10 protein-coding genes are annotated in these 11,992 nt (G+C 40.6%); 4 read left to right on the forward strand and 6 right to left on the reverse strand.

The window, feature by feature from the left end; genetic code table 11:
* From ACTCNA_RS16120 to ACTCNA_RS16130, 3 genes are all read right to left on the reverse strand, one after another.
* Positions 1-1,262: glucuronyl esterase domain-containing protein (locus ACTCNA_RS16120; RefSeq protein WP_462948964.1), on the reverse strand; the 1,262-nt coding region annotated here is incomplete at its 3' end.
* A 67-nt stretch (positions 1,263-1,329) separates the two neighbouring features.
* The gene (locus ACTCNA_RS16125; RefSeq protein WP_462948965.1) at positions 1,330-2,472 is read right to left on the reverse strand and encodes a glycoside hydrolase family 5 protein; all 1,143 of its coding nucleotides are present in this window, start codon (positions 2,470-2,472) and stop codon (positions 1,330-1,332) included.
* Positions 2,473-2,609: 137 nt separating this feature from the next.
* Positions 2,610-5,126, reverse strand: coding sequence for a glycoside hydrolase family 9 protein (locus tag ACTCNA_RS16130; RefSeq protein ID WP_462948966.1), 2,517 nt, complete (start codon positions 5,124-5,126; stop codon positions 2,610-2,612).
* Between the two features lie 327 nt (positions 5,127-5,453).
* Between ACTCNA_RS16130 and ACTCNA_RS16135 the strand changes: the two genes are divergently transcribed.
* The 4 genes from ACTCNA_RS16135 (at position 5,454) to ACTCNA_RS16150 (ending at position 7,183) form a co-directional block, all read left to right on the forward strand.
* Complete coding sequence (locus ACTCNA_RS16135) at positions 5,454-5,723, forward strand: hypothetical protein (RefSeq protein ID WP_462948967.1); 270 nt, start codon at positions 5,454-5,456, stop codon at positions 5,721-5,723.
* A gap of 325 nt (positions 5,724-6,048) precedes the next feature.
* Complete coding sequence (locus ACTCNA_RS16140) at positions 6,049-6,282, forward strand: hypothetical protein (RefSeq protein WP_462948968.1); 234 nt, start codon at positions 6,049-6,051, stop codon at positions 6,280-6,282.
* Positions 6,270-6,578, forward strand: a complete 309-nt coding sequence (locus tag ACTCNA_RS16145; protein WP_462948969.1) for a type II toxin-antitoxin system RelE/ParE family toxin — start codon at positions 6,270-6,272, stop codon at positions 6,576-6,578. Before ACTCNA_RS16140 ends, ACTCNA_RS16145 begins: the two co-directional genes overlap by 13 nt.
* 407 nt (positions 6,579-6,985) lie before the next feature.
* Complete coding sequence (locus ACTCNA_RS16150; RefSeq protein WP_462948970.1) at positions 6,986-7,183, forward strand: DUF2683 family protein; 198 nt, start codon at positions 6,986-6,988, stop codon at positions 7,181-7,183.
* Positions 7,184-7,202: 19 nt separating this feature from the next.
* Here the strand turns inward: ACTCNA_RS16150 and tnpA are convergent, their stop codons facing one another.
* The 3 genes from tnpA to ACTCNA_RS16165 form a co-directional block, all read right to left on the reverse strand.
* Positions 7,203-7,520 carry an IS66 family insertion sequence element accessory protein TnpA gene (tnpA, locus tag ACTCNA_RS16155; protein WP_462948971.1) on the reverse strand — a complete coding sequence of 106 codons (318 nt, stop codon included), beginning with the start codon at positions 7,518-7,520 and terminating at the stop codon, positions 7,203-7,205.
* Positions 7,521-7,819: 299 nt separating this feature from the next.
* On the reverse strand, positions 7,820-9,763 hold the full coding sequence (locus ACTCNA_RS16160; RefSeq protein WP_462948972.1) for a GxGYxYP domain-containing protein: 1,944 nt from the start codon (positions 9,761-9,763) through the stop codon (positions 7,820-7,822).
* 251 nt (positions 9,764-10,014) lie between these two features.
* Positions 10,015-11,835: a hypothetical protein gene (locus ACTCNA_RS16165; protein ID WP_462948973.1), complete on the reverse strand. Its 1,821-nt coding sequence runs from the start codon at positions 11,833-11,835 to the stop codon at positions 10,015-10,017.
* Between the last annotated feature and the right edge of the window lie 157 nt (positions 11,836-11,992).

The following is an 11,992-nucleotide window of genomic DNA, read 5'->3' on the forward strand; positions in this document are numbered from 1 at the left end:
GCCCATTTTATATACTGTTTCCAGTCGTAATCGGTAACATCGTGGCCGCCGGTGCGAATGTGGTAAGCTACCGTATTCTGAATTGGTTGGTTTACCGCAGGCATTTCTTTTGACGGAATTCCTTCTTCACCGTACAGTTCATAAACCGGTGTGGCATAAAAGGCCGAAAGAAATTCGCCCCGTGGGTCAGCCCACTGATCCTCTTCGGCACTGGCCACATACACCGGCCGCGGAGCAATTAAAGCCAACAGTTCATGCTGATCGGCCGGAAGTGCTTCTTCATTTTTATTATAGCTTCTGAAATTCTTACAGAACCAGTGCGGAAAACTGTTATTGATTCGCGCTACGGTTTCACCAAATTGCCGTTTGGACAGCGCAGCGCCACCGCAACCCGAGTTGTTTGAGATAACTGCTGCAAAACGCTCGTCGGTAACACCGGCCCACAACGAAGCTTTTCCTAACCGTGAATGGCCAAAAACAACCACCTTGTTTTCGTTCACCTCCGCATCTTCTTCAAAATAATCCATTGCACGGCTCAATCCCCACGCCCAGGCAGCAATCGAGCCCCATTCATCGGCAGCAGGACGCTGTTGCGCATCCACATAAAAAAACGGGTGAATTCCATCACTGAAATCATCTTTATCGGGATCCACTTCGCCATAATAAATGGTGGCCAGTCCAAATCCTGCATCAATTATTTCATTTACCGCCCAGCGGTTCACCCTTACGCCGCGCGATTGCTCGGTTAACTGGTTGTTAATAATCCCAAACGAAGGGTTATCGCGCGCCCAGGCATCGGAAATGATAACATTTACATCGTTGGTAATGGTATGATTTCCGTAAAAATTATATCCCAGGAATACCGGTGCATTTTCCACATTTTTTGGCAGATAAATCAGGATATTAAAATGCAGCAAGCGGCCATTTTTTTTGAAAACAAGATCAACCTGTTTTCGCTTTGCCTTTCCGCCGAGTGCATTATCGCTTTGTTCCACAATTTTCCATGATGAAATTCCGAGTTCACCGGGAACCCTGCCATACACATTCCGGGTGAAAAATTCGAGTAACTCCGGTCGTCCCTTTTTTTCCCATCTACGTTGGTTTCTGATTTTTCTGCCGTTGAACATTCGCAATGGGTCAGGAACATCAAATTCAGGCACCTTGCTTTCATCGTAGTTGGGTTCGAATTCAACCCTTAATAATTGCCCGGATGAAAAATGGGCGCTTACAAAAAATGCTATTAAGAATACTATTTTTTTCATCGTTAATTGATTTCAATTAAACAGGTTAATTCTTTCAAAACGGAAAAAAGGAAACATAGTTGCTGCATCAATATTTCTGCAATAAACTCAGCAGTTTACGATCGAGTTTGTACCCGTACCAATCTTCGTAATCCACGTCTTTTCTTCCCGAGTTCAGCAAACCGAAAGTTCCTTTAAATTCCCACAGTCCCCAGCCGATTTGGTTTTCGGTTAAAACACCCAACACATCTTCAAACCAGGCCAAAAACACATCGTGCGGTGTTTGGTTGTAGCAACCGCATTCGCCGCAATGGACACCCACACCTTGTTTCACGGCATCAATCCAGGGGGCATAAAAGTCTTCAATGCTCTTCCGGTTGAATTTTTGCCCGTCGATAACTCCCGGCCAAACCACTTCGGGTGAATCATCGGGGTTTTCAAACACCCACGAAGCCCGGTAATGCGATATATAATGCGGATAATACCCACGGCAACTCTGTCCCACATCGAGATCGAAAATCTCCGGGATGACATCGCTTCCCACGTTGTTTCCGTCGGCAACAATTATGCGTTCAGGATTGTGTTTATGAATTACGTCCATGCAGTTTACTACTACTTCGCGGTACAAATCGCCCGGAACCGGGCCGCGCCGTGAAAACTGGTCATTCATGTCCTCGCGGGTGCAGGGTTCGTTTACCAGGTCGAAACTAATTTGATCGCGTGTTTTTGAAGCAAAAGTTTTGGCCCACATTTCCCAGTGCGCATAAAAAGCCTCCTGCGCTTCATTGTCCTGCCACAGGTTATAAGGTTCGTTAAACCCTGCATTCACACAAAAGCCGGGGGCACGGTGCAAATCGAGGCTCACGTGCAATCCGTATTTATTGGCCCGCTCAACCAGGTTGTAAACTTCTTCAACCACTTTTTCATCAAAATTCAATACTTCCTCCGGGGTAATATTTTTTGAAGGGTCGAATTTCACATACCTGGGATAAGCCATGGGAATACGCACAAAATCAAAACCCCAGTCCGACATCCACTTAAACTCCTCGTCGGTTGTTTGCCCGCGGTTATGTGAACGCTGTGGCGAAAAATAATCGAGCAGGTTAAAGCCCCTCCAGCGGGGTAAACTGTTTTGTGGAGGTTTAAAAAAACTATTTCCGGCGGCATTTGCCGCGATTCCGATTCCGGCAGTAGCCATGCCGGTTGTCTTGATAAAATTTCTTCGCTTCATTATTAATCAGGTTTACTGGTATTCGTTAAAGATACAATTTGGGAGGGAAAGGGCAATAAGGAAATGAAAAAATTACCCCCGGCATTAATGAGGGATTAGTCATTCCGTCATTGCACCTAAATCTTTCTTACTATAACTTATTCTTCAGAAAGCAATTGCTGAGCAGCCAGAACCAAAAACATGTAATGCGATGATCCTCCGCCCATCACGTATTCTACTTGTTGCCACAGGTACGGAAACTCCAGCAATTCGGGAAAATCAGGCCGGATAAGTGCCGTGCCAGAAATTACCCCACCAGGGATATATGACCAGTCGGCCCGGTTCAGTCCGTAACCAACCGTGGCAGAGCGGGCTCCAATTCCCGATGCAAACGAGGAGGTATTCGACCCCGGATGGCAACCCAAAATAAAATTCAAAGCGTTGTAAATATATTTTGGCTCGAAAATATCAGGATATGCCGTGTACAGAAAATAATGGTTGAACCCGAATGACTGAATATTCCAACCAGCTCCCCAAATATGCGGACGATAAGGAATTCCGTAAGGCGTTTCATTTCCCTGCTTTTCAATCTGGCCGCTTAATTCAACCATGGCTTCCCGGATTTCTTTTGTGAATTCCGGATCATTTATCTTTTTCTCGGCACGGCCAATAATCCATCCAATTTGCCCTATACTACGTTTAATAAACGATGTTTCGGAGAGCAAATACGTTTTGTATTTATCATTTTCTGTTGTAAGATATAATTCAACAGCTGCATGTATTTTCGCTGATTTGGAGCGTTGGCTTACTTCCGTTACTTTATACAGTTCTTCTGCACACTCCAAAGCCTGCCTGCTTAAAGTATCGTTAAAATTTTTCAGCACACGTGATGCGGCTGCCAGTTGCGCAGCAGTGGTTAACTCCCGCCTGGGGTTATCTTCTGTAAATACCCAACGGTCATCTTCGTTTCCAATTTCATTATCGGTCATTGCAGCGGCATCTCCCAGCATAACGTATTGCCGCAAATCGTTGCAAATTATTCCCCGGTACAACCGGCCCAATGCTTTGTAACCACCAACCACAGAAAGTGCCCCATTTTCAATTTGCTGCAGCAGGTCTGGTTTACCGTCCGGTTGGTGTATTTCGGTTATTCGCGAATGCTGATCAATGGATGTAACATCATAATCGATATCGAATGCTTCGTAGGCAAGCGTTAAGATATAGGTTTCCCCGGCCTGTGACTCCACCCTGAGGTCGAAATCGCCGGCATCGTGCCACCCGCCAATATTCAGGCCCGGAACAACCTCTCCGGAACTGTAGCTTGTAAGGGTTGATGGTCCCTGTGAATAGCCGTCAATGTGGTTAAAATCAACAGGAGCCATACGTGCATCATCCAAGTGACATGCATCATGCCACACCCTGTATTTCTCATTCACGCGCATGTGGCACATTTGCACGGGCAGAAAGTATTCTAAAACCGGTTGCCAAACACCCCTATCGTAGATATCTTCTGCAATACGAAAAACAGATGAAACTGAATTTCCGCAGTGTACCTGATAAAGCCCCGGGTCTTTAATTTCGGAGAAATCGAATTTCAGGTAGTTGTAGCGCAAAAATTGTCCCCATTCATCAGCTTCCCGGGTTAAAACTTCCTGTTCTCCTTCATCTGTAATCTTGTAAAGTGCTGGGTTATCACGTTTAGTTTCCCTGTTGTCCAGTTCAATTACTGCTACTTTTTTCTGGTTGGTATGATACCCCACCTGAGAAGTTTGAACAACGGGTTCATACAGCCAGTCGTTAACGACATTGGGAGTAATTACCCATTTGATGGCTTCGCTGGTTTTGCCGGCAGGAATTTCACTTCTGACCACAAACCAACCGTTGTTGTGGTTCATGCGTCCGTCGTATAACTTTAGTTCGGCCGATTGAGATTCAATTGTAAACTTATTTAAGGGGTCATCCGGGCGAACCACAAAACGGTTACCGGTTGCATAAGGTTCAGAAACTATGTCGTCGGCAATTATCGGACTGTACCCCTGACCAGCCAATTGGTCGGCAGATGCTTTTCCTTCCGGGTTGAAATCACCGGGGTGCGCGTGGTTCGATGGTTCTTCGCGTGTTGGTCCGTTTGGTTGCAGGGGGAAAATACCAGATTGATTATCCATTATCCAGGGCTTGCCAAATAGTGCCCCGGGGAATAGTTCCAGGTTAAAACCAACCTTACCGATAAATTGCTGTGGTATGGGCTTCTCCAAATCAACCGTAACAACAACGCTTTCACCCATTCCTTTTACCGTCACAGTATAATCAAATACCAGGTCAGGGTAAATCATTGGATTGAAACCGGTCATGTGCCTTGATGAGTCGGGAAAACTCATGAAAGCTGTAATTGTATTGCTTTCAGGATCAACTTTTCGATCCCGCTGTTTGGGTACCGGTTGCCACTGGCCGGGGGTTGGTTCCAGCCGGATGTCGCCGTTGGTGGCCACCCGGTTGCCATGCATAATAAGTGAAACACCTCCCTGATGGCCTTCCGGGTAAATATCATCAAAAGCCATAATATTCACTCCTTCATTTTGAAAATAGCCGGACGGAATAAGTTTGAATTCCTGGGAATGCGCAGAATTATTGAACAATAATCCAATGCCGAAGAAAATAGAAATTAGTCGATTCATAATTTTTAAATTGTAAATTTTACAATAAAAGTAAAAAGATATCTTAAATACGCTGCGCCTGGAGATATCTTTTATCATTGGTGTCCGGTAAAAATTAAGGAAATTCCTGGTTGATTTTCTGCATTAGAAAAACAAATGGCTTTGTTCTTATAATATGAAACCTATATCTTAATCAAATTTCCACAACTTATTTTAGTAAAAATAAACGAATTACATTTTCATCATGTAGTAAACATCCACGCCCAAAGAACGTGGCATTGGGATAACCCTAACAGGGATAAAATACGAACTGCAAACGTAGATACTTAGTGATATTTTGTGCCTGCCTTGTCGGCAGACAGGCTTTTGAGTTTTAGTGGCAATATATTTACAAGCAAAGCCATAGCTCAGGCTATAATTGATAATCCAAAAGAAAGTAGAAAAGAATTTTTACTTGAGCAATTTATTAAAGCTGGCAATAAATCATCTAATGTCAATAAATACCAGTTCTGGCAACATGATAACCATCCAATTGAATTGTGGAGCAACAAGGTTATCGATGAAAAGATAAACTACCTGCCCGTCCGGTCAGGCGGGCATCCATCAAAACCCGGTTGAAGAAGGATTGGTTTTCAGAGCCGAAGATTATTTATATAGTAGCGCTGCTGATTATGCAGGAGAGAAAGGAATTTTAGATGGAGTTATTGTTATTAAGTAGCACCACGCGATGCAATCGCGCGGCAGCGGGGATTACCTGGTGGGACAGGCCTGCCCGAATGAATCAATCAGGCGGGCTAAACCCTCGTCTCCATTGCACTCAAACGAGGGTAGCAGGAATCTTCTCTCTTTATTGTAATTTGCAGCAACGATGGATAAAATACTGTTACGTTATGTACATTTTGCGAAACCGAGAAAATTTACGATTTTTACAATAAAAATGACTATGAAAACAATAGATATCATAAAAAATCGATTGATTGACAGGATAATGGTTACAAATAATGAGCAGTTGCTCAACGCGATTGACAACATATTCAATTCAACTCAAACAGACGACAAACTTACTCTGGATTCTCATCAAATTGAAATGCTTATGATGAGTGAAAATGATATTAAACAAGGAAATCTTATATCAGAAACTGATTTGAGAAAGGCAGACTCTAAATGGATGGACTGACAATATTTTGGACTCAAACTGCAAAGCTGCAGAGAAATCATATCTTTGATTATTGGAACAACCGCAATAAGAGTAAAAACTATTCAAAAAAACTTAACCTGGCGATTAGAGAAAGAATTGAATTACTCAAATTTCATCCTGAGATGGGTAAGAGTTCAGATTTTGGAGAAACAAGAGCGACTACAATGGGACATTACAGTATCCTTTATAAAATTGACCGACCAAGAATTATTATAACGGGATTTTGGGATAACAGACAGGATCCGAAAAAGCTTCTAAAATTTCTAAAAGATTAGCTTTTAAGGAAGATTCACGAGAAGATGTTGATAATGCTTATTAAGAGTTTACAATGAGATGAAAAAAGTAACCTTTTCTCACAGCACATCAGGCGGCAGCGGGGTACCAACCCCGCAATCTGGCAAAAGGCTGTGAATGGGTAAATAATACCGATTAGCAATTGAATTGAGCCTTAAATTCGTTTCACTCTTTAAAACTCTTTAATTGTCTATCGGCATTAATCCCGAGGCCTCGGGATAATTTCAAACTTCACTTAAGTCTCAGTTTGAAAAACAATTGGTATAATACCCTTTCCCCTAATAAAATCTCATGGAAAAGAATTTTTTGCTAATTTCGGAATTGCTGGATCAGTATTGGCACGTATAATTTCTGAATGCTATTTTGTATATTTGCAAAAAAAGAAACGATGACAACGGTAATTATAGATACACAAAGCAAAGAAGCCAAACGATTGGTTGATTACTTGAAAACTATCAGTTATGTTAAGGTAGTTGAGGAAAGCCAGAAAGATGCTTTAAAATATGATCCCGACTTTGTTGACAAAATAAAAACGAGGGAAAAACAGGCTTCGGTTAAACTTGATGTGGATAATTTATGGAAATAGAGTTTATCAAGGTTTTCAACTAACCAATATCAATTCCAACCGGGCAACCCAGTTGGACCCCATTGGGAAAAGATAGCTCTATCCGGCCATAACTTTCGTTTCCAACAGTTGTCGTTCTGCCTCCGGAAACTTCAACAGGAATAAATGTATCGAAAACTTCTTTGTTGCGTCCAGCCAAGAGCCCCTTTTCCTTCTTGTACTGTCGGTACCAGTAGCTGAATGTTTTTACCGAGAGTTTTTCACGGGAACAAAACTTACCCTGGGATAATCCGCTTTCCTGCCATAACTCAATAGCCAGGTACATCTCTTCTTTGCTATACTTTTGATTTTTTCGCATGGCGCGAAGTTAGGGGCCAGCGGGTTAGCTGGCAAGACGAGGTTGGTAGACGGGATACCCCCGAAGCTCTGCTTCGTTTGGAAAAATATTCTCCTTGCTTATACCTCGTCAGCTCTGCTGCGAGGTAGTTCATTTTACTTTTTTAAGTATTAGCTAAAAAAAATTCCTTTGATTCTGAAAAATTATCATCTTCACCCAATTCATGTTATGGTTTTTCAGGGAAAATGATTCTTCTCCGACTTCTGCCTACAGACTGATAAGAATGGCAACAGGATAAATAATTTAGTTAGTTGAATTATCTATTGATAATTTGGATTTTCTTTCAAAAAAATTCTATAAGATTCAAAAAATGTCGGAGCATCAACAAGAACGATGTTTGGATCAATACGATGCAACTCAGCTACAACCTGTTCGTACCATTCCGGACTTTTAAGTATATTTCGGAACCAGTGAAATGGTATTTGTCTTGCCTCTACACGCTCAGCCACGCGAGCTGCAGCTATTTTTGGATCAGAATCATTAATATCAGCATCAGAGCGCAAAACAGGCATATTATTATAAAGCTTTGTTAATGGAATTTTTTGTGGAACGATTCCATTTGGGCTAAATTCCCTGTATGCATCTAATCCATTATTATTTAACCCCTTAGCATAACCATCTATTATAAAACCAGTAACAGTTAGCCCCCATTGTTTGTAATAAGGTTTGCAATGTGTTGCCCACTCCTTTGTTGCATCGGCTAGCCCAGACAAGCGCGGTACTTGAAGCTCACCGGGATTCAGATAACCTGCACCATTATCGGCTGCTACAAAATAATCATTTTCCGTAGCCGTTTCACGCCGGTATTCCCATGCCATAGGTACCCTCTCAGAAAGCACTGGGCTAATACTCCACATCATCGGCACTTTACCACGTGCGGGGTTGTCCCAAATTGAAGGTGTTGTTTGCGAAAGCCATGAAGATGCATCGTAGTCACCAACATAAAAAATTACCATTTGCTTTTTTCCAAGTGATAATTTGCCATTGGCATCAAGATAGCCTTTTTTCTGAAGCTCCTTTTTTGTCGTCCATTTCTGAGGATATTCATCTTGCAAGGGGTAGTGTTGCCAGAAAGATGCATTTGCCAATGCTCCGTAACCAATAGCGTCAGCGTCCTTAAAAGCATTATAAGAGCCTATTACTCGTGAATATTCCCATTCGGCCGGAACATCTTCATGGATTCCCCCGGCATGTTTCGTGTATTTAAACGCCCATGGTGGAAATCCACCCAAATAAGCGAATTTTTTTCCATTCCCGTTTTGTTTATATGACAGTAACAATATTTCTTCCAATATTTTGCGGTCAGCGCCTATCTGTTGTTTTGGGTCATCAGTCGCACGTTCATCACCCCATGGACTGAGATCAAAAAAAATAGATTTTTTAGACACGAAAAAGTCATGGTTCGACAAAGTGTGATGATTAACAACTGTGGCTGTTGGATTCCTAAGCCATTCCTGATCAATGTAATAAGCTCCATAATTAGTATTAAGCTTGCCCTTTTTAAGAAAATGCTCTATAATCCAGCGATATGCATCAATTTTAGGCGAACCACTAGAGGCATATTCCGTTCCTGGGACTTTTCCATGACCAGTGAAAATTGATGATCCATCTTTGTTAAGCAACCATGTTTTTACAGGTATCTTTGGACCATTAAGTATTAATTTAGAATAAAGGGAAGATGGAGATAAATCATAACGGATTGCAATAAGATCATTGACACCTGCAATAGATGAAGCAAGATTGCTCGTAGCTGCCACATTCGGATCATAAACCACTGCCCCTTTTATATCATTTTTAAATTCATTCACAAGTGCTACAATATCAGAAATCGGTTTCACATTTGCCTTACTCAACCACTTTCCATAATTTCTGTATTTATTCCACCAATAATAATCAATATTAACTCCATTACTTTCAACGTAATACAAATACAGTTGTGGTTTTTCACGATTAACAATGCCTTGCAAGGTAGCTGCCATATGAACATAATCCCAAATTTTACGTGCATCTTCCGGATTATTCGGGTTCAAACCGTTCAGAAAGTCCATATCAAAAGTAACAACTGCTCCTTCTACGAATTGGGGTTTTGTAGTTTCTGAAAGGATATTTGGTACATCTTGTCCTTTGACAGATGACGACAAGATTAAAAAACTTACAAATAAAATACTCGCAACTAAGTTATTATAGCTTGATATTTTTTTCATTTTATATTTAACTTAAAAGTTTAAATTGATTTTTTTGCCGGTTTTAATTCCAGAAATAAGACAAAAGCTATCTAATCGTGGCCAATTTAGTTTAACTCCAGTCAAAAATATTATTTATCATTTTTCCGCTTTGTTTAATATCCAACAGGTTTTATAACCAAACGAAGGCATTTCAGAAGAATAAAAACCCAATTCTTATCCATATCTATATTCCTCACAAGGTAACAATAGTTTTGATCCATTAAAATATTTTAATCAAAGCTTATAGGTTCACCTTGAGGAAATCCTAAACGCCGAGTTACCTTTTTACTTGACTGTCCCCCAGCAATGGGATAACTGTTATCCAGCATTCCACCACCTATTTCCCAGTTACCATGCACAACACATTTACAAAAGGATATATTTCCTACTTTGCCCACCTTCGCTGATCCCTTTGGTTCAGTATTGAAACCATAAAAAAATGAGTGCCCTTCATCAAATGTCTTATTATCGCTAATAGTGAAAGATGATTTAGGTCCACCTAAGCCACCTATGAGGTCTGTATCAGTTCCAGTATCTAGGACTGACCAACTCTCTTTAGGAGCCTTAACACTTTGAATATGCATTCCTGTTTTATTCGGATATATATTAGCAAACAGGTCTCTTTTCCATTCAATAGAATTGGGTACTTTAGTTATCAATACTCCATGAATTAAAGCCCAAAAGGTATTAACAGGCAAAGTTGGATTACCTTGTGGGTTAAATACCTGATATGTGCGATCCCAATACGGTTTATCGTCATAAAAGGTATAGCCTAGTTTCAGATAAACAGGATATCTGATGTTGTTGTAAAACAATAGATTTGCCTGACACCTGTCTCCATCGTACGTTCCATCCGCATCAACACCTTTCGTTATAGGGGCCAGATAATTTATTTTCAAATCACCATCATGCGACTCAAATTCCAATGGGGGATTCATTTGCTCAAATGATTGTTTATTGTTCATTATCCCTGAACAGCAGGTCCACCAAGGAATATGTCCTGTTCCTCCGGTCCCCAGATTTAAATTCGCTTCATTTATAGTATACCAGTTGCTAATCCCCTTTTCAACAGGAGTTTTGTCATCATCATTTTCTTTAACATAGGAAGGGATTTCAAAATGTTCGGCACCCATGTAACTTTCTGGCCATTGCCCGTCACCATCCTCAGCAACAACTAAAAAATTTACAACTCGCCCATCCATCCTCGTTTTCAGATTGAAATCCAGATTACTTCCGTTGGCATTGTTTAGTAACCATAATCCATTCATTTTACCATAGTAACCGGTTTGATCCACCCAAGCCATGTAATAATTATTTACAAAAATGAGGTCATTGGCATTTGGCCCCTCATAATTATCAAATCCCAGACCATCAATAGCTTCCATAACTAATTTGTTTATGTGCTTATCACTAGCTGAGCTCTTATTAATTATTAAAGGCATTCCGCTTAGTGGTTTGTCAATTAGAAAGATAATTTTTTCTACTTCGACCTCAGCATTTCCTAAGTACCATATTCGGGCTTCTACATCGTTTATTTCGTTTTTTGTTAAGCTTGCATGCAATACAAAATTTTGAAATTCATCACTGTTTCTAAAATAATTTCGCTCAATGGTTTGCTCACTAATTACCCTGTTTTCAATGAGATCATACAACTCAATTCGCATTATTTTATCCCAAACTCCATAACTATTATCCTCAACCTTCATCCGAAAAACAGTTCTTAAACTTGCAGGTCCAAGATGATCTAAATAGGCACCTTTTACTAAAAAACCACCGTTTCCTCTTTGTTGATTATCGAAATTTGCATCGTTTTTAACCGCCCAACCTATACTGGTAGGATAACCAGTATCATGCTCCAACCCTCTTGCATCAATTTCTATATAGTCCGACTCCGATAAGAAAGGCACTTTAGCTCCATTAATCTCACATGTATCAACCTGCCATGGTCCGAAATAAAAATCTTGCGCTTTAACTGAAACCTGGAAAAAATGGATTAAGATAATTGATAACAACAATCTCATAATAGATTTACTATTTCTTTTTTTATACATTGAACTACTTTTATGTTTCATACAACATTTAATTAATTCTTTACAACCTTTTATTTTTGTAACTACTCAGGTCTTAATGCTTAAAACTTTTTAGTGGGAGCAAAATCATTTTTACAGGTAGCAACATTGATGGCAAACCGTATAGATTCGGATGGAT

The organism is Tangfeifania sp. (assembly GCF_055108615.1).